The sequence below is a fragment of the Enterobacter cloacae genome (genome assembly GCF_011078175.1).
GTDB lineage: Bacteria > Pseudomonadota > Gammaproteobacteria > Enterobacterales > Enterobacteriaceae > Enterobacter > Enterobacter cloacae_Q.
In genome coordinates, this window is sequence record NZ_JAALCJ010000007.1 from 1 (window position 1) to 18,904 (window position 18,904).

Below are 18,904 nucleotides of genomic sequence, written 5' to 3' on the forward strand. Positions count from 1 at the left end.
CTGCGCAGCACCGGTGATCATGTTTTTAACATAGTCGGCGTGGCCCGGGCAGTCTACGTGTGCGTAGTGGCGAGTCGGGGTGTCATACTCAACGTGAGAGGTGTTGATGGTGATACCACGAGCTTTTTCTTCTGGTGCATTATCGATCTGGTCGAAAGCACGAGCAGCACCGCCGTAGGTTTTAGCCAGTACGGTAGTGATTGCAGCGGTCAGCGTTGTTTTACCATGGTCAACGTGGCCGATAGTACCGACGTTAACGTGCGGTTTTGTACGTTCAAACTTTTCTTTAGACATCGATTGTCCCTCTAAGACACGGATAAATCGGTGATATCACCACATCAACCAGGCGAAAATGCCTGAACTGTTGAATACATTTACATTGAAACAGAGAGAAATGGGAGGGAGAAGTGAAGTGGTGCTGATACCCAGAGTCGAACTGGGGACCTCACCCTTACCAAGGGTGCGCTCTACCAACTGAGCCATATCAGCACGTATTGGAGCGGGCAGCGGGAATCGAACCCGCATCATCAGCTTGGAAGGCTGAGGTAATAGCCATTATACGATGCCCGCATCCTGAAACTCGGCTACCCAGTTCTTTCTGTAACAAAAAAAGAGATTTCTCTCTTTTCTGTTCGAGCTGGTCAATTTTTCCAACCAGCTCTGGCGGCGTTGACGCTGCCAGAAAGTGGTGGTGGGGGAAGGATTCGAACCTTCGAAGTCTGTGACGGCAGATTTACAGTCTGCTCCCTTTGGCCGCTCGGGAACCCCACCGGACTTGATGGTGCCGACTACCGGAATCGAACTGGTGACCTACTGATTACAAGTCAGTTGCTCTACCTACTGAGCTAAGTCGGCATCAAGTAGCGCGCATTCTATGGAGACCTGCGCAGTCATGCAACTAAAAAATTGCATAAAACGTTCTTTCGCTCACATTTTATTCGAAACCAGGGGTAACCGCTGTAAATTCATCCGCTCGCGGTTAAAAATTCAACACGAACATCCGATTTCGGCACGCTATAGCGCCAGGCAATGCCTGCCCGGTTAAGCATCGCTTCCCATATTTTTTCTTATTATTCCTCTCATCTGGTGTTAACCTCCTGCCCATTGTCCAAAATTAACTATGTGATGAGCCCGCACCTGCCGTTTCGTGATGGTTCACAGAAGCATGCTTATGAGCAAAAAAGAGCAAACGTTAATGACGCCCTATCTTCAGTTTAACCGTAGCCAGTGGGCAGCCCTGCGTGACTCCGTCCCTATGACGCTGACGGAAGGTGAAATCGCAAGGCTAAAAGGGATAAACGAAGATCTCTCCCTGGAAGAGGTGGCAGAAATCTATCTCCCCCTCTCTCGCTTGCTTAACTTCTATATTAGCTCCAACTTGCGTCGTCAGGCCGTTCTGGAACAGTTCCTCGGCACGAACGGTCAACGTATTCCTTATATCATCAGTATTGCGGGCAGCGTGGCAGTGGGTAAAAGTACTACCGCGCGCGTGCTACAGGCGCTGCTGAGCCGCTGGCCGGAACACCGCAGCGTGGAGTTGATCACCACCGACGGCTTCCTGCATCCCAACGAGGTGTTAAAAGAACGCGGCCTGATGAAGAAGAAGGGCTTCCCGCTCTCTTATGATATGCACCGCCTGGTGAAGTTTGTCTCTGATTTAAAATCGGGCGTGCCTAACGTCACCGCACCGGTTTACTCGCATCTGATTTACGACCGTATCCCGGATGGCGACAAAACGGTTGTGCAGCCCGACATCCTGATTCTGGAAGGCTTAAACGTTCTGCAAAGCGGGATGGATTATCCTCACGATCCGCATCACGTGTTTGTCTCTGACTTCGTCGATTTCTCAATTTATGTCGATGCACCGGAAGATCTGCTGCAACGCTGGTATATCAACCGCTTCCTGAAGTTCCGCGAAGGCGCGTTCACCGACCCGGATTCCTACTTCCACAACTACGCCCAGCTCTCTGAAGAAGAGGCTATCAGCGTGGCGACCGGGCTGTGGAATGAGATCAACTACGTCAACCTCAAAGAGAACATCCTGCCGACGCGCGAACGTGCAAGCCTGATCCTCACCAAGAGTGAGAAACACGCCGTTGACCAGATTCGTTTGCGGAAGTAGACCTCAGACGTAAAAAAACCGGCTTATCGCCGGTTTTTTTCTTTATGCATGCGGCTTTTCGCCGTTTTCATCCTGATCGACCGCGAAGCAGGCCACCAGCTGTCCGTCATAATCCTTCAGCTGTGGCTGCAACTGCGTGCACGGGCCGAAGCGGCGACGGCAGCGGGCGTTGAACGCGCAGCCCGGCGGCGGGTTCAGCGGGCTCGGCAGCTCGCCGGTCAGCTTGATACGCTCACGTCGGTCATCCGGCTTCAGTCTTGGCGTTGCAGACAGCAGCGCCTGCGTATACGGATGACGCGGGTTAGTAAAGATCTGATCTTTCGTCCCCTTCTCCACGCAGCGTCCCAGATACATCACCATCACCTCATCGGCAATGTGCTCAACCACGGACAAGTCATGGGAGATGAAGACGTACGACAGTCCCAGATCCTGCTGTAAATCCATCATCAGGTTAAGCACCTGCGCGCGAACGGACACGTCAAGCGCTGAGACCGGCTCATCGGCAATCACCACGTCCGGGTCAAGCATCAGCCCACGAGCGATGGCAATACGCTGACGCTGACCGCCAGAGAACATATGCGGGTAGCGATCGTAATGCTCGGTTTTAAGCCCCACCTTCGCCATCATCGCCAGCGCTTTTTCACGACGCTGCTCTTTGCTCAGATTGCTGTTAATCAGCAGCGGCTCTTCCAGAATCTGCCCCACTTTTTTACGCGGGTTTAAAGAACCGTACGGGTTCTGGAACACAATCTGGATTTTCTGGCGACGCAGCTTCTGCGCCTGCGGATCGTGCTTGAGCAGATCCTGGCCCTGATAGTAAAGCTCGCCGCCGGTTGGCGTTTCGATCATCGTCAGCAGACGGCCCAGCGTGGATTTTCCACAGCCCGACTCCCCGACGACCGCCAGCGTTTTACCGCGTTCAAGGCTAAAGGAGACGCCGTCCAGCGCTTTCACCAGGCGCTCAGGGGCAAAGATCCCCTTCTTCACCGGGTAATGTTTTTTCAGGTCGATAGCCTGCAACAGCGGCTGTTGCGTGGTGGCCTGGTGCGTACTCATAGTGTTGGCCTCCCGGCATCATCGAGTGGGTAGTGGCATTTTGACTGCCGACCATCGGCCAGCAGATTCAGCTCTGGCTCCTCGGCTCGGCATTTATCCGTGGCATACGGGCAGCGCGGATTCAGCAGGCAGCCCTGCGGACGGTCATATTTACCCGGAACCACGCCCGGCAGCGACGCCAGACGCGCTTTGTCCTGAGCAAACTCCGGCAGCGCGCGCAGCAGTGCCTGCGTATACGGATGACGTGGCGCGCGGAAGATATCGTGCGAACTTCCGGTCTCCACCACCTGACCCGCGTACATCACGATGATTTTGTGTGCCGCTTCCGCCACCAGCGCCAGGTCGTGCGTAATCAGCACCAGCGCCATATTCTCTTTCTGCTGCAACTCCAGCAGCAGCTCGATGATTTGCGCCTGGATGGTCACGTCCAGCGCGGTTGTTGGTTCATCCGCAATCAGCAATTTTGGCCGACAGGCAATCGCCATGGCGATCATCACGCGCTGGCTCATCCCGCCGGAGAGCTGATGCGGGTAAACGTCCAGACGCGATGCCGGATCGGGAATACCCACCTGCGTCAGCAGATCGATCGCACGCTGACGACGGGTTTTCTTGTTGCCGCCCTGATGCACCTTAATCGCTTCCATAATCTGGAAACCTACGGTGTAGCACGGGTTCAGGCTGGTCATGGGGTCCTGGAAGATCATCGCCACTTCCGCGCCCACCAGCTGGCGGCGCTGTTTTTCGGAAATGCGCTTCAGATCCTGACCGTTGAACTCCAGATTTTCCGCCATCACGCGGCCGGGGTAGTCAATCAGCCCCATAATCGCCAGCGAACTCACAGACTTACCGGAGCCCGACTCTCCTACAATCCCAACCACTTCGCCCTGATTAACGCTATAGCTAATACGGTCCACGGCGCGAAACGGTGTGCCTTCGTCGCCAAAGTGCACGGATAATTTATCTACATTTAATAACGCCATCTCGTGCCTCTTACTGCTTCAGTTTGGGATCAAGTGCATCACGCAGACCATCACCCATCAGGTTAAATGCCAGCACCGTCAGCAGAATCGCCAGACCCGGGAAGGTGACGACCCACCAGGCGCTTTGCGCGAACTGCAACACGTCGGAGAGCATGGTGCCCCACTCCGGTGTTGGCGGCTGCGCACCCATGCCAAGGAAGCCAAGAGCGGCCATATCAAGAATGGCGTTAGAGAAACCGAGCGACGCCTGGACAATCAGCGGCGCAAGACAGTTTGGGAAGATATTGATAAACATCTGGCGCATCGCACCGGCACCCGCCACGCGGGAGGCGGTAACGTAATCGCGGTTAACCTCCACCAGCACCGCCGCACGGGTCAGACGCACATAGTGCGGTAGCGCAACAAACGTCAGCGCCAGCGCGGCGTTACCAATCGACGGGCCAAAGATCGCCACCAGCACCAGCGCCAGCAGCAGGCTTGGCAATGCCAGCATAATGTCGACGACGCGCATGATGATGTTATCAACGATGCCGCCGAAATAGCCCGCCACCAGGCCGAGTACGATCCCCATGATCAGCGACAGTACGACAACGAGGCAGCCAACCAGCAGCGACAGGCGTGCGCCGTACATCAGGCGCGACAGCACATCGCGGCCCACGTCGTCGGTGCCCAGCAGGTGCGCCAGGCTTCCACCGTCCTGCCATGCAGGAGGTGCCAGCAGCGCATCGCGGAACTGATCCGCCGGGTTATACGGCGCAAGGAAGTTCGCAAACACCGCAATCAGGATCATGATGGAAACATACACCAGCCCGACGACCGCGCCTTTGTTGCGCTTGAAGTAGTGCCAGAACTCCTGCATCGGCGTCATTGGCACCGGTGCGGTGACCACTTTATTTTGAGTAACTTGTGACATGATGGCCCCTTACTTCTTATGACGAATACGCGGGTTCACCACGCCGTACAGCAAATCGACCAGCAGGTTGACGAGGATAATCATCGTCGCGACCAGCAGTACACCACCCTGCACAACCGGATAGTCACGGCGTTGCAGCGCATCAATCAACCAGCGTCCAAGACCCGGCCAGGAGAAGATGGTTTCGGTCAGAATCGCCCCCGCCAGCAACGTCCCCACCTGCAAACCGATAACGGTCACTACCGGCAGCATGGCGTTGCGCAGGGCATGAATGATGATGACGCGCATACGGGTCAGGCCTTTGGCGCGGGCAGTACGAATATAATCTTCGCCCAGCACTTCCAGCATGGAAGAACGGGTCATACGCACGATCACCGCCAGAGGGATGGTGCCCAGCACCATGGCAGGCAGGATCATGTGCGCAACCGCATCAATGAAGTTGCCCTCTTCGCCCCAGATCGCCGTATCAATCAGCATAAAGCCGGTTAACGGGTTGGTGTCGTCCAGGAAGACCATATCGCTGACGCGACCGGAGACCGGCGTCAGGTTCCACTGCACCGAGACCAGCATGATCAGCATCATGCCCCACCAAAAGATAGGCATGGAGTAACCGGTCAGCGCCAGGCCAACGGCGGTGTGGTCGAAAATAGAGCCACGCTTAACGGCAGCCAGTACGCCAACGGGAATACCCACCGCGGTCGCGAAGATCATGGCGCAAATACCGAGTTCCAGCGTCGCTTTAAAACGCGGTACGAACTCGTCCCACACCGGAAGACGGCTTTTCAGTGAAATCCCTAAATCGCCGTGTAACACCCCCCAGATATAGTGGAGGTACTGCTGCCACATCGGCTTATCAAGGCCGAGTTCAGCCAGCAGTTGCGCATGACGTTCAGGGGAGATACCACGCTCGCCCGCCATAATCATTACCGGGTCACCCGGGATCATATGGACGAAGGCAAAAGTGAGAAGGGTGATACCGATAAACGTCGGGATAACCAGTCCCAGACGTCGGAGGATGAACTGCAACATAACCCGGATTCTCTCTGATGACGCACGCCCTGTGGCGTGACGTCTGTATTGCTCACAAATGTAAATTCCCTCTCCCTTCGGGAGAGGGTTAGGGTGAGGGGATGCATGCACGCCCCTCACCCCTGCCCTCTCCCAGAGAGAGAGAGGGAGAACACCCTACTTATTATTCAACAGACACGTTTTCGAAGTGGTGTTTGCCCAGTGGATCAACCACGTAGCCTTTCACTTCTTTACGCACTGGCTCGTACACGGTGGAGTGAGCAACAATCAGCGCCGGAGCCTGATCGTGCATGACAACCTGAGCTTGCTTGTACAGTTCGATACGTTTGTTGTGATCGTCGGTCGCACGCGCCGGTTGGATCAGGTCTTCAAACGGCTTGTAGCACCAGCGAGAATAGTTGGAACCATCTTTCGCTGCCGCGCAGCTGAACAGGGTCGCGAAGAAGTTGTCCGGATCCCCGTTGTCACCGGTCCAACCCATCATGACCGCCTGATGTTCACCCGCTTTGGCGCGCTTCAGGTACTCGCCCCACTCGTAGGTCACAATCTTGGCCTGTACGCCAATCTTCGCCCAGTCAGCCTGGACCATTTCCGCCATACGACGGGCGTTCGGGTTGTAAGGACGCTGTACCGGCATCGCCCACAGCTCAACGGTGAAGCCTTTGTCCTGACCGGCTTCTTTCAGCAGCGCTTTCGCTTTCTCAGGATCGTAGGTGTAGTCCTTGATGTCGTCGTTATAGCCCCACATGGTTGGTGGGATCAGGTTCTTGGCCGCAACGCCTGCGCCCTGGTAAACGGCTTTGATGATCGCTTCTTTGTTCACCGCGTAGGTCAGCGCCTGACGCACTTTCACGTCATCGAACGGTTTCTTCTCGGTGTTGAAGGAGAGATAACCTACGTTCAGACCTGCCTGTTCCAGCAGATTGATATTTTTGTCCTGCTTCATGCGAGCAATGTCAGCCGGGTTTGGATACGGCATCACCTGACATTCGTTTTTCTGCAATTTTGCGTAACGCACGGAGGCGTCAGGCGTGATGGAGAAGACCAGGCGGTCGATCTGCGGCTTGGTACCCCAGTAGCCCGGGAAGGCTTTATACAGAATACGGGAATCTTTCTGGTACTGAAGCAGCTGGAACGGGCCGGTACCGATTGGGTTCAGGTCCACTTTTTCCGGCGTGCCGGCTTTCAGCATATTGTCCGCGTACTCTTTAGAGAGAATAGAGGCGAAGTCCATTGCCAGGTCAGCCAGGAATGGCGCTTCCGGACGCGTCAGCACAAACTGAACGGTTTTATCGTCCACTTTTTTCACTTCAGCGATCAGGTCTGGCAGCCCCATCCCTTCGAAGTATTCATAGCTGCCGCCAGACACTTTATGGTACGGGTTCTGGGCATTTTTCTGACGGTCGAAGGAGAACACAACGTCGTCGGCGTTAAAGTCGCGCGTAGGTTTAAATTCTTTGCTGTCCTGCCACTTCACGCCCTGGCGCAGGTGGAAGGTATAGGTTTTACCGTCTTCGCTGACATCCCACTTCTCAGCCAGGCCAGGAATCACTTCCGTGGTGCCGGTTTTAAATTCAACCAGACGGTTATAGATCGGTACAGAGCTTGCGTCGTAAGTGGTACCAGAGGTAAAGAGCTGTGGGTTAAAGCCTTCCGGAGAGCCTTCAGAACAGTAAACCAGGGTTTTTGCCTGTACGCTTGCTGCGACGGTCATGGCCACCAGGCTCAGACCAAGCTTCAGCATCCCTGACTTCTTCAAGGAAATACTCATTATTGTGCTCCAATGTGATGTTTTGCTTTGTTGTGTTACGCCGCCTGACCTTTATTTATTTTTTACCCGGTCCGGTCGGAGATGCCCGAAGGCGTTAAAAGGGATAGAGAATCCTTTCAGAAGAGCGTTTGAGTTGCAGCGCAGATCCTCCCTGAAATGCCCCTCGTGCCCTACAATCTGTCAACAGAATGTGAAAACGTCAATACAGGTGGCGGGGATTTACGTGGAGTGTGAGAAACCGCAAACAAAGATTAAAAAAACCCTGAACGTTAGTTTTCAGCAGAGAAATTTATGCTACTCGCCATGACGCAGCACAATTATCTTCATATTTCGCAACACTCAGTGATTAAGTTTTATTCAGAATGGGTAAATTTTCTTACAGAATGGTGATTATCTGAGCACTAAATACCGCGAACGTTAAAACGCACAGCGAAAAATGCTGAGGTAATCCATAAGCAACGCGAAAAAAGATCACACTATATATAAAAAAATACAATGGATTATGTCACAAAACCGCAAGCAGGCAGGGGGAAGCAGGGCTAAGGGGTATTTTGAGGACTCGTGCGGGGTAACGCGTTAATGCAAAAAGGGCTAACCTTGCGGTTAGCCCTTTTTAGAATGTGGTCGGCGAGAGAGGATTCGAACCTCCGACCCACTGGTCCCAAACCAGTTGCGCTACCAAGCTGCGCTACTCGCCGAATGCGGAGCGCATCTTACTGCTGAGGTGCGCCCCCGTCAATCCCTTATTTTCAAAAAGCCATTCAACTGGCGATATTCTCGCCAGACCAGCTACTGCGCGGCTTTTGTGGTGTTATCAGGGAGTTTACACCAGTTGTTATTTTCGTTAATCCCACCGTTCGGTGAGGTATAGCCGAGACAGCCCATAATGGTGTCGTACAGCTCAACGTGACGGCGCGGTACCTTGATCTCTGCCTGCTGCTTCAGATGGGCAAACATTTTGGCTTTGTCCGGGTTTTCCAGGTACTTATCCGACATCCACATGATCATCGGCACGCGGAACTGTTCTGGCGGAGCCAGCTTACGCGGCGTACCGTGTAAATGCTCTTTCTCGTTGATGGACTCGCCGTGGTCGGCCGCGTAGATCACAATCGCCTTCTTATCGCGAAGCTGGTCGATCACCCGGCTGAGGAAGGTATCCACATACAGAATCGAGTTATCATAGGCATTGACCAGCTCCTGCTTGCTACAGTTCTTGTTAATGCCGACGCACTCAGGCGTCCATTTGGCGAAATCGCGCGTATAACGCTGATAGTAGCTGTAGTGTGACCCTTTGGTATGCAGAACAATAAGGTGCTTACCCTGCGGATGGTTTTTCAGCGACTGTTCCATCTCAGAGAGCAGCAGCATGTCATCAACGTTCTTTCCGCGGTTACGCGGCTCGGCGCCAATCTGCTCGCGGTAGGCGATGTTATCCGCCATGGTGTTGGTGTAAAACCACATCTCACTTTGCATGGCGAACAGATCGGAGGTAAATCCAAGCTGCTTCAGAACAGCAAACACGTTTTGCTCTTTGAGAGTGCGCTGAGGATTATCACTCGCACCGCCCTCACGCACAAACATACAGCGCAACGAGAGCTTCGTGGCGGTATCGCAGGAGTAGCCGCGGTAAGCCACCAGATTTTTTTCCTGCGCCAGCTTCGGGGTGGTATCGCGGTCATAACCGAGAAGACCCATATGATCCCAGCGCGTCGTTTCGCCGATAACAAAGACCACGTAAGTATCATCCAGTCCGTCAGCCGGAGCCTGGTAGGTGAACTTTTTGGTTGGGTTAATCAGCGATTTTACATCGCTGGACTCGTCCGCCTGTGCCCAGGCATAAAGTCCTAACGCGGACAGCCAGTTAGAGGGCAGATACGAGTTAGCCACCACGCCGCCGTAGCTTGGCATATCCACACCCGTCGCTTTTTCGATGCGTTTTTGCTGTTTTTCCATCAGGCGAATCGGCGCCCACACCAGCAGACCCGCCAGGAGAACGACGGCGACGTTGCGAATGCGCTGCCCGCGAGTGCGCAGCTGGCGTAACAGGGTATAGCGGCAGGTATTACTCCAGATAAAGAAGAGCGGAACCAGGCAGGTCAGGATCGTCCAGATGATGAACCCTTGTCCCACCACCTCTTTCGAGAGGTCAATATCCGTGGTCATCACCGAAGCCACAATACCGTAGCCAATGACCACGTTCATGAACGTCATGTAATAACTGGCGGCGGCGGAGATAATCACCACCAGCGAGGCCAGAATTTGCCATGTGCGGCGGCCAAAGAGAGAAAGCAGGCGTAACAGGAAGAAAGTGGCCAGTACAGAACCAAACACTTCAATCGCGGCGAAAATCCCATTTCTTACGGTGAGGTTTTCAAAATAACCTTCCACTCTTCTGAACAGCACCGCGCCATTCAGAAACAAACCGATATAGACAGCCAGCATCAGACATAATCTTTGCTGGGTAAGAGATCTAATATATTTCATGCAAACAACCCTGGGGGAAGGGGTATAAAGACCCGCCGAATCTCGTTGAGAAAGCAGACAGAGTAAGTAGGTGCAAGAGAAACCGTTATCAGAAACGTCTACAAGCGCGATAAGTAGACCACAGCGAGGACGAAAAGTGGCAGCAGAGAATGTGATCGTTGAAGATTTTTACAAAATAACAAGTCCGGAAGTGAAATTGCGATAAAAAAAAGAGGCCCTGCGGCCCCTTTTACAGAATCATGCATGTGCTTCTTTATATACCTCGCGCTGCGGCTGACGAATCGTGGTGGACAGCGCCAGAGAAATAATCAACAGGGCAAATATCACGCAGAAGGTCACATAGAAGCCGCCGAACAGCGAGGCAATCAGCGACCCGCAAATACTGCCAATACCGAAGCCGAGATAAATCACGCCGTAGTTTTTCGCCAGGTTGTTCAGGCCAAAGAACTCGCTCACCAGTGACGGGAAGACGGTAATGGTGCCGCCAAAGTTAAACGCTACGCAGGCAATTGCCGCAAAGAATGTCGCCTCGTTGAGCGGAGCGAACAGCAGCGCCGCCATCCCTACCAGCGAAATGACCTGCCCCAGCGTAATCACGCGGATCCGGGCAATTTTGTCAGACAGAATACCCAGTACCAGACGACCCGAAAGGTTAGCGATGGAAATGACTGTTACCGCGTTCGCCGCCGTCGCCGCGTCCAGCTTTACCATGCCCTGCGCAATATCCTTCGCCACACCGATGACATACAGCCCGCTCATGCAGGCCGTCAGGAACATCACCGCCAGCATCCAGTACTGCGGTTTACGCATGGACTGTGCGAGGGTGAAATCATTCTCCACTACGCCGTTTACGGTTTTTACTTCCTGCTGCGGGGCATCTTTCATCAGCGTTGCGCCGAAGAGGATCATCACCAGCACAATCACGCCCCAGATCATAAAGGTTTTCTCAAGCCCCACCGAGGCCAGCAGATGCGCATCGATGAATTTGAACCCGAGGCTGCCCAGGCCATACGAACCAATGGCAAACGCAGAGATAAGTCCTTTACGCTCCGGGAACCACTTCACGCAGTTAGACAGCGTCAGCAGGTAACCCGCGCCGTCCGCCAGTCCCACCAGCACTCCGGCGCTCAGCCACAGCATCATCAGATTGTTAGAATGTGCCGTCAGAAAGAAGCCCACGCCCAGCAGGATCCCGGAGGCCATGGTCACACGCTTCACGCCGAAACGCTCCTGAAGTTTGCCCGCCACGGAAGAGGAAATTGCCAGCCCAAGACTCAGCAAGCCAAAGGAGAACGCCACCTGGCTTATCGGCGCGCCGATCTTATCAGACAGGGCGCTGTTGAACAGGCTCCAGGTATAGACCGAGCCCAGTGCAAACTGGGTAACGATGGTGCCAAATAGCGTAAGCCAGCGCGTGCGGTTATAAGTTGATGTATTCATGGCAGTGTCCTGCAAGATAAATTAAGGAAATTCGCTGAGGACACGATAAACAAAACCCTAAAACGCCAGGGGTAAAACGGCATGAAATGCAGGAGAAACGGAATGAAATGCCTGGAAGCAGGAATGAATGACCTTGCCGGAAAAGAAAAAGCTTAAAAGTGAGTGAGCACTATCGCTACAGGCTTCGCCGTTATTGTATTAAATCTGTTACCGCAACGTTTAAAAAAGTAACAATCCTAAAATTTGGCGCTTAATCCCAGGGTGTACAAATACTCTTCCTCCGACTGCTGGTTATAGCTTATCTTCGCCCAGGGGTGTAACTCACCATACTGCGTATCGACACGCCACCCCAACGAGTTCACGTTGGCATGCCAGAGGGGATCGGTAAGCGACTGCGTGGAGGTGGTATCACCAAACGCATTCACTGGTGCGGGGGGCGTGCCATCCGTGCGCCACGCCATTACGGGTCCGGTGGTGAAATGTCCTGCTATGGAAAAATTCCAGCCAACGCTCAGAACGGTTTCCGCATCCGAACCGGAGGAATCGCTCAGGGCAAACCCCGCACTATTCTGCGAGCGGTTTATACGCTCCGCGAGAATATCTTCATATCGAGGTTGGTGATCGGCGTCCCAGGTATAGCGTTCCGTCGTATTATTTTGTGCATCTGAAACGATATATTCCTGTTGCCACGCAAAAGCGGTGTTACAAAGAAGCAGGCAGGCTGATGCACCCACCAGGCCAGAAGCAGCATGGCGACCACTGATTTTTGAAAACATCATAAAAGCGACTCCAGAAAGAGCCGAATTCGGCAATATATGTCATTGTTCGAAGAGGTATTAGGGCATATAGCCCTGTATTAACTATTGTCTCTTTAACAGGCACGTCAAGCCGGGCAGATTGAAATTTTTGCGTTACCGTATCAGGAAGGGGGATAACCTATGCAACGTTGCGGCTGGGTAAGCCAGGATCAGCTTTATATCGATTATCACGACAAGGAATGGGGCGTACCGGAAACCGACGGTAAAAAACTGTTTGAAATGATTTGCCTTGAAGGCCAGCAGGCCGGACTGTCGTGGATCACCGTTCTGAAAAAGCGTGAAAACTACCGCAAAGCCTTCCACCATTTCGATCCTGTAGCGGTTGCCGCCATGACCGATGAAGATGTGGAAAGACTGGTTCTGGATACCGGTATTATTCGCCATCGCGGTAAAATTCAGGCCATTATGGGTAACGCGCGTGCTTATCTGGCGATGGAGCAAAACGGCGAACCCTTCTCAGCATTTGTCTGGTCGTTTGTGGATAACGAACCGAAGGTAACACAGGCCGCCACGCTTGCAGATATCCCAACCTCGACTCCCGCCTCAGATGCCCTGTCGAAAGCGCTGAAAAAACGCGGTTTTAAGTTTGTTGGCACCACCATCTGTTACTCCTTTATGCAGGCCTGCGGGCTGGTCAATGATCACATTACAGGCTGCTTCTGCCATCCGGAGGGCCACCATGATCCGCAAATGGCAAAGTGAGAACACCGCTCCGCTTTTGAGTCTGTGGCTGGAAAGCACCACCGAGGCGCATCCGTTTATCGACGCAAGTTACTGGCAAAGGAATGAAGCGGTAGTGCGGGATGATTACCTTCCTGCCGCCCAGACTTGGGTATGGGAGGAAAACGGTACCCTGTGCGGTTTTATCAGCGTTATGCAGTTCCAGTTCGTGGGGGCATTGTTTGTTGCCCCGACACACATCGGAAAGGGGATCGGGCGTGCGCTGCTGAACCACGTTCAGCAGCACTACCCGTATTTAACCCTGGAGGTGTACCAGAAAAACGTGCGGGCGGTGAATTTCTATCATGCTCAGGGTTTTCGCATTGAAGACAGCGCCTGGCAGGACGATACCCAACACCCGACGTGGATCATGAGCTGGCAGGCGGATCAAACGCCGTCAGCGTAAGCGCCGGCCCTTCATATTTCTCCACCCATGCCAGCGCCGTATTCCCCGCGCAGCCATTCCCCAGCTTCGAGCTGGGGAGATCTTTAGTCAGTACGTTTACGGCGCCGTTCTTACAAATACCGCCCTCGCCCAGCGCCAGATCAGGCCATGCGCCCTGATGAATGCAGAAAACGCCAGGGCGGATCCCGTCACTCACCACGGCGCCTGCCAGCACCTGTCCGCGGGCGTTCCAGACCCGGACGAGATCGCCGTGGTTAATCCCCCGCGCTTTTGCGTCATCGCTGTTCAGCGCAATCGGCTCACGATCGGCCACCGCATACTGCTCGCGCAGAGCCGAATAGTTTAGCTGGCTGTGCAGACGATGGGCAGGGTGGGCAGACAGCAGCTGAAGCTGCCCCGGCTGCGCATTGCCATGCCATTCATCCGGCTCCAGCCATGCCGGATGCGGTGGACAGTCCGCGTAGCCATAGCTGGCGATACGTTCGCTATAGATCACAATCTTTCCGCTTTCTGTTTTTAACGGGTAATTCTCCGGATCGCGACGAAAATCAGCGAAGCGTACAAACCGCGCGTTCTGCTCGCTTTCGGGCATTTCGAAGAGTTGGTTTGCTTCCCAGAATTCAGCAAATGGCGGCAACGTCACGCCCTGTGCAGCCCCGCGCTGGCTGGCAATCTGGTAAAATGTTTCCAGCCATTGCAGATCCGTTTTACCCTCGGTGAAACGCTCGCGCCCGCCCGCTTCCCACATTTCACTCAGGTCGGCAAAAACGTCAAAATCATCCCGCGCTTCATCCCGGGGAGCCACGACGCGCTGCATCGGCACCATATGCTGATTGCTGTAATCTCCGGTCATCGTGAGATCGTTACGCTCGAACGAGGTCGTGGCGGGCAACACGATGTCGGCATGTTTGGCTGACGCGGTCCAGAAGCACTCCGAGATCACCACCAGCTCCGGTTTTTGCCAGGCACGGATCAGGCGGTTGGTATCCTGGTGATGGGTGAAGTTGGCTCCACCCGCCCACCAGACAAACTTAATATCCGGGAAATGGCGATCCTGACCGTTGTGCTGATAAAACCCGCCTGGGTTCTCCAGCGCTTCAACAATTCGTGCCACAGGAATTTTATCCACTGCGTCCACGCCACCCTGCACCGAGCCCTGCATGGAAGCCAGTACCGCCGCTTTACGCGTCGGATTGCCGCCGTTAGCAAAGTGATAGGAAAGGCCAAAACCGCCGCCGGGGGTGCCAATCTGCCCGAGCATCGCGGCGAGCGTCACCAGCATCCAGTGCTTCTGCTCGCCAAACTGCTGGCGCTGCATTCCCCAGCCTGACATGAGCATCGTGACATGGCTATGGAATAACGCCGCCAGTTCGCGGATTTTAGCAGCATCAACGCCGCAAATCTCCGCAGCCCACTCTGCGGTTTTGGCGATACCGTCGGTTTGACCCGTCAGGTAGTCGGCAAATTTGTCGAAGCCCGTAGTGCAGCGAGCCAGAAATTCCGTATCGTGCCAGCCGTTCTCCACCAGGGTGTGGGCGATACCCAGCATCATCGCCACGTCGGTACCCATATGCGGCGCGATCCACTCGGCGCTGTCGCCGAAGAAATCCAGCGTTTCAGAACGCATCGGATCGATACAGATGATGCGCTTGCCGCTTTTGCGCAGCGCATCAAAGTAGGAAACGCCCTGCTCGTCGGATGCATTCCAGGCAATTTTCAGGGTATTGAGCGGATTGGCGCTCCAGAGCACCACCACCTCCGCATGCTCCAGCACCAGCGGCCAGCTTGTCTGCTGCTGATAAACCTCATTGCCGCCCACGACGTAAGGCATGATCGCCTGCGCCGCGCCGGTCGAGTAATCACCCAGATGGCCGGTATAGCCCCCGGCCAGGCTCATATAGCGTTGCAGTAGGGTTGCGGCCTTATGCAGCACGCCGTTCGAGCGCCAGCCATAGGAGCCGGCAAAAATGGACGACGGGCCATAGCTGTCGCGAATGCGTTTATGCTGCGTATGGATCAGTGCCAGCGCGTCATCCCAGCTCACGCGGACGAACTCATCCTGCCCGCGAATGCCCTGCGGTTTATCCGGCGACGCCAGAAAGCCTTTACGCACCATTGGCCAGCGTACACGGGTTTTGCTGTGTACCTGATCGCGAACCACGGTCTGTAAAGAGTTGAGATGGCGCGAAGGCAAAGCCCCGCGAGACGACAGCACTCTATCGCCATCGGTTTCGACCAGCATCGGCCCCCAGTGGGCGGCGGTCAGAATGGTTTTTGTTGAGGTGCTCAAAGCGTGCGCTCCTGGTTGCGTGCAGGTGTTACGGCCTTTCATTGGGGCAGTTTATTGTTTGTGACAAATTTCAGAGTTATCTATGGAATTTTCTCCGTATCCGGACGTCATAATCCACTGCCACGCCCGTCGTGGCAAAGAATAAAAAGGATTAAGGAAATAAGATGAAAAAACGCGTACTCGTTATTGCCGCTCTGGTGAGCGGTGCACTGGCTGTTTCAGGCTGCACAACCAACCCTTACACCGGCGAACGCGAAGCGGGTAAATCCGGCATTGGCGCGGGTATTGGTTCTCTGGTTGGCGCAGGTGTTGGCGCCCTCTCCTCCTCCAAGAAAGATCGCGGCAAAGGCGCGCTGATTGGCGCAGCGGCAGGGGCAGCCCTGGGCGGCGGCGTGGGTTATTACATGGATGTGCAGGAAGCGAAACTGCGTGACAAAATGAAAGGTACGGGCGTGAGCGTGACGCGCAGCGGTGACAACATCATCCTGAACATGCCAAACAACGTGACCTTTGACAGCAGCAGCGCGACGCTGAAACCAGCAGGCGCGAATACCCTGACCGGCGTAGCCGCGGTGCTGAAAGAGTACAACAAAACTGCTGTGAACGTGATTGGCTACACCGACAGCACCGGCAGCCACGATTTGAACATGCGTCTGTCACAGCAGCGCGCTGATTCCGTAGCCAGCTCGCTGATCGTCCAGGGCGTAGAAGCGAACCGCATCCGCACCAGCGGGATGGGTCCGGCTAACCCGATCGCGAGCAACAGCACGGCGGAAGGTAAAGCGCAGAACCGTCGCGTAGAGATCACTTTGAGTCCAATTCAGTAGGTAAAAGTAAAACGGCAACGCTCGTTGCCGTTTTTAGTGGTTGCACCCTCTCCCTCGGGAGAGGGTTGGGGTGAGGGCACCAGACCGCACCCCAGGTAAGCGCAGCGCCACCGGGCAAATTACTTGATTCGTCCGATTTTCCCGCTAAGGTACTCTCACTACCTTCAGGGAAATCAGCGATGAGAAAACCAACCCGGGCCACCATCAGCGACGTGGCGAAAGCCGCCAAAACCGGTAAAACCAGCATTTCACGCTACCTCAATGGCGAGAAACACCTGCTATCCGATGCGCTGCTCACAAGAATCGAACAGGCCATTGCCGATCTTGACTACCGTCCCAGCCTGATGGCGCGCGGCCTCAAGCGAGGTCGTACCCGTTTGATTGGCCTGATCATCGCCGATATCACCAACCCTTACTCCGTCAATGTTCTCAGTGGCATTGAAGCGGCGTGCCGTGAGAAAGGCTTTACCCCGCTGGTCTGTAACACCAATAACGAGGTTGACCAAGAGCTGCACTACCTCGATCTGCTGCGCAGCTATCAGGTGGAAGGGATCGTGGTGAATGCCGTCGGGATGCGCGAAGAGGGGCTAAATCGCCTGCAACAATCGTCTCTGCCGATGGTGCTTATTGACCGCAAAATCCCGGAATTTGCCTGCGATGTGGTCGGACTGGATAACACCCAGGCGGCCACCACCGCCACCGAGCACCTGATTGAGCAGGGTTTCGAAGCCATTCTGTTCCTGAGCGAACCGCTGGGCATGGTTAACACCCGCCGCGACCGCCTGGCTGCATTTCGCGCCACGCTGGCGCGATATCCCGGCGCGATCGCAGAGAATGCCGAAATCCCCCTGCATGAAGCCGGACAGCTGGATAATACTCTGCGCCAGTTCCACACCCGCCATCGGGGTATGCGAAAAGCGGTGATCTCCGCCAACGGGGCGCTGACGCTTCAGGTTGCCCGCTCGCTTAAACGCATTGGCCTGCACTGGGGCAGCGATATCGGCTTACTTGGTTTTGATGAACTGGAGTGGGCAGAACTTGCAGGCGTAGGCATTACCACCCTCAAACAACCTACCTGGCAGATCGGCTATGCCGCCGTTGAACAAGTGGTTCGCCGAATAGAAGGCACCCGCGACGCCGTACGAGAGCAGGTTTTTTCCGGCGAGCTTATAGTTCGCGGCTCTACCGCCCGTTAATTTCCCCTTCGTGACAGCGATCATAAATTCGATATCCCGATCTTTCCTTTGGAACCGGTTCCATCTAGCGTAATACTATCGATTACGCGTTGGAGTCAGGAAATGAGCAGGAAAATAATGGTGGTCACCGCCGCGTATGGCGCGGATCGGGTGCGACAGGCAGGCGGTCAAAGGGCGATGCTTCCCGTTATTGCCGGCGCAGGGGCTGATGGCGTTGAAATCCGCCGCGAGCTCTTCAGCAACGACGAGTTAATGGCCCTGCCTGCGCTGGGCGAATCCATTGAACTGCTGGGTTTACTGGCGTGCTATTCCGCCCCGGCCCCACTGTTTATGCCCGACGGAACCCTCAACCCGGATCTCCCACGCTACCTTAGCGAAGCCAGCGCCCTGAATGCGCTGTGGCTTAAAGTCTCGCTGGGTCATTTCAGCGACAAACAGCCGCTTGAAGCCTTGCGCGCGCTGCTGGATGAAAGCGGCATGACGCTGGTGGTGGAAAACGACCAGACCGACTGCGGGCAGCTCGCGCCGATGCAGCGCTTCAAAGCCGCCTGCCGGGTAATGGCGCTGCCGGTCACGCTGACGTTCGATATGGGCAACTGGCTGTGGGTTGGCGACTCCCCGGAAGAAGCTGCACGTCAGCTGGCTCCCGCCGTGAGCTATATTCATGTGAAGGCCGCAGTCCCGCATAAGGCGCAGTTCCGCGCCATCGCGCCGGATCAGGCCGATTCTCGCTGGCGGGATCTGCTTAATCAACTCCCTGTCGATGCGCCACGTGGTATCGAATTTCCGCTCGAAGGGTCGGACTTAACCGCCGTCACCCGCCATTACGTCAACCTGCTGCGCGAGGAGTAA

Annotated in this window: 16 protein-coding genes and 5 tRNA genes; 6 read left to right on the plus strand and 15 right to left on the minus strand. The window is 54.9% G+C overall.

Features of this window, described 5'->3' with window-relative positions; all coding sequences use genetic code 11:
- The 5 genes from G6Q29_RS15520 to G6Q29_RS15540 form a co-directional block, all read right to left on the minus strand.
- The coding region (locus G6Q29_RS15520; protein WP_000031685.1) for a GTP-binding protein at positions 1-294 on the minus strand (294 nt) is incomplete at its 3' end.
- Between the two features lie 119 nt (positions 295-413).
- Positions 414-489 (minus strand) — tRNA-Thr (locus G6Q29_RS15525).
- A gap of 6 nt (positions 490-495) precedes the next feature.
- Positions 496-570, minus strand: a tRNA-Gly gene (locus tag G6Q29_RS15530).
- Positions 571-686: 116 nt separating this feature from the next.
- Positions 687-771, minus strand: a tRNA-Tyr gene (locus tag G6Q29_RS15535).
- An 8-nt stretch (positions 772-779) separates the two neighbouring features.
- Positions 780-855, minus strand: a tRNA-Thr gene (locus G6Q29_RS15540).
- 316 nt (positions 856-1,171) lie between these two features.
- Between G6Q29_RS15540 and coaA the strand changes: the two genes are divergently transcribed.
- On the plus strand, positions 1,172-2,122 hold the full coding sequence (gene coaA, locus G6Q29_RS15545) for a type I pantothenate kinase (protein WP_165466326.1): 951 nt from the start codon (positions 1,172-1,174) through the stop codon (positions 2,120-2,122).
- 42 nt (positions 2,123-2,164) lie between these two features.
- Here the strand turns inward: coaA and dppF are convergent, their stop codons facing one another.
- The 9 genes from dppF to G6Q29_RS15590 all read right to left on the minus strand — a co-directional run bounded on the left by dppF (position 2,165) and on the right by G6Q29_RS15590 (position 12,574).
- Complete coding sequence (dppF, locus tag G6Q29_RS15550; protein WP_165466327.1) at positions 2,165-3,178, minus strand: dipeptide ABC transporter ATP-binding subunit DppF; 1,014 nt, start codon at positions 3,176-3,178, stop codon at positions 2,165-2,167.
- Positions 3,175-4,158 (minus strand): dipeptide ABC transporter ATP-binding protein, encoded by a 984-nt coding sequence (gene dppD / locus G6Q29_RS15555; protein ID WP_045342709.1) that lies wholly within the window; start codon positions 4,156-4,158, stop codon positions 3,175-3,177. Before dppD ends, dppF begins: the two co-directional genes overlap by 4 nt.
- 10 nt (positions 4,159-4,168) lie before the next feature.
- Positions 4,169-5,071 (minus strand): dipeptide ABC transporter permease DppC, encoded by a 903-nt coding sequence (dppC, locus tag G6Q29_RS15560; RefSeq protein ID WP_045338310.1) that lies wholly within the window; start codon positions 5,069-5,071, stop codon positions 4,169-4,171.
- Positions 5,072-5,080: 9 nt separating this feature from the next.
- Positions 5,081-6,100: a dipeptide ABC transporter permease DppB gene (dppB, locus tag G6Q29_RS15565; RefSeq protein WP_006810536.1), complete on the minus strand. Its 1,020-nt coding sequence runs from the start codon at positions 6,098-6,100 to the stop codon at positions 5,081-5,083.
- 163 nt (positions 6,101-6,263) lie between these two features.
- Positions 6,264-7,871 carry a dipeptide ABC transporter periplasmic-binding protein DppA gene (gene dppA, locus G6Q29_RS15570; protein WP_006177809.1) on the minus strand — a complete coding sequence of 536 codons (1,608 nt, stop codon included), beginning with the start codon at positions 7,869-7,871 and terminating at the stop codon, positions 6,264-6,266.
- Positions 7,872-8,492: 621 nt separating this feature from the next.
- Positions 8,493-8,569, minus strand: a tRNA-Pro gene (locus G6Q29_RS15575).
- A gap of 91 nt (positions 8,570-8,660) precedes the next feature.
- Positions 8,661-10,355, minus strand: coding sequence for a kdo(2)-lipid A phosphoethanolamine 7''-transferase (gene eptB, locus G6Q29_RS15580; RefSeq protein ID WP_165466328.1), 1,695 nt, complete (start codon positions 10,353-10,355; stop codon positions 8,661-8,663).
- Between the two features lie 237 nt (positions 10,356-10,592).
- On the minus strand, positions 10,593-11,795 hold the full coding sequence (locus G6Q29_RS15585; protein ID WP_165466329.1) for an L-lactate MFS transporter: 1,203 nt from the start codon (positions 11,793-11,795) through the stop codon (positions 10,593-10,595).
- Between the two features lie 236 nt (positions 11,796-12,031).
- Complete coding sequence (locus tag G6Q29_RS15590) at positions 12,032-12,574, minus strand: lipase (RefSeq protein WP_165466330.1); 543 nt, start codon at positions 12,572-12,574, stop codon at positions 12,032-12,034.
- A 159-nt stretch (positions 12,575-12,733) separates the two neighbouring features.
- On the opposite strand from G6Q29_RS15590, the gene tag reads away from it, so the two are divergent.
- Entirely contained in the window at positions 12,734-13,315 is a 582-nt protein-coding gene (tag, locus tag G6Q29_RS15595; RefSeq protein WP_165466331.1) for a DNA-3-methyladenine glycosylase I, read from the plus strand.
- Positions 13,293-13,739, plus strand: coding sequence for an N-acetyltransferase (locus tag G6Q29_RS15600; RefSeq protein WP_165466332.1), 447 nt, complete (start codon positions 13,293-13,295; stop codon positions 13,737-13,739). Before tag ends, G6Q29_RS15600 begins: the two co-directional genes overlap by 23 nt.
- On the opposite strand, the gene G6Q29_RS15605 is transcribed toward G6Q29_RS15600, so the two are convergent.
- The gene (locus G6Q29_RS15605; RefSeq protein ID WP_165466333.1) at positions 13,702-16,071 is read right to left on the minus strand and encodes a molybdopterin guanine dinucleotide-containing S/N-oxide reductase; all 2,370 of its coding nucleotides are present in this window, start codon (positions 16,069-16,071) and stop codon (positions 13,702-13,704) included. The genes G6Q29_RS15600 and G6Q29_RS15605 overlap by 38 nt on opposite strands.
- A gap of 122 nt (positions 16,072-16,193) precedes the next feature.
- Here G6Q29_RS15605 and G6Q29_RS15610 point away from each other — a divergent pair, with 122 nt between their 5' ends.
- The 3 genes from G6Q29_RS15610 (at position 16,194) to G6Q29_RS15620 (ending at position 18,904) form a co-directional block, all read left to right on the plus strand.
- Complete coding sequence (locus G6Q29_RS15610; RefSeq protein WP_165466334.1) at positions 16,194-16,856, plus strand: OmpA family lipoprotein; 663 nt, start codon at positions 16,194-16,196, stop codon at positions 16,854-16,856.
- Between the two features lie 179 nt (positions 16,857-17,035).
- Positions 17,036-18,052, plus strand: a complete 1,017-nt coding sequence (locus G6Q29_RS15615) for a LacI family DNA-binding transcriptional regulator (RefSeq protein ID WP_165466335.1) — start codon at positions 17,036-17,038, stop codon at positions 18,050-18,052.
- A 102-nt stretch (positions 18,053-18,154) separates the two neighbouring features.
- Positions 18,155-18,904 carry a sugar phosphate isomerase/epimerase family protein gene (locus tag G6Q29_RS15620; RefSeq protein ID WP_165466336.1) on the plus strand — a complete coding sequence of 250 codons (750 nt, stop codon included), beginning with the start codon at positions 18,155-18,157 and terminating at the stop codon, positions 18,902-18,904.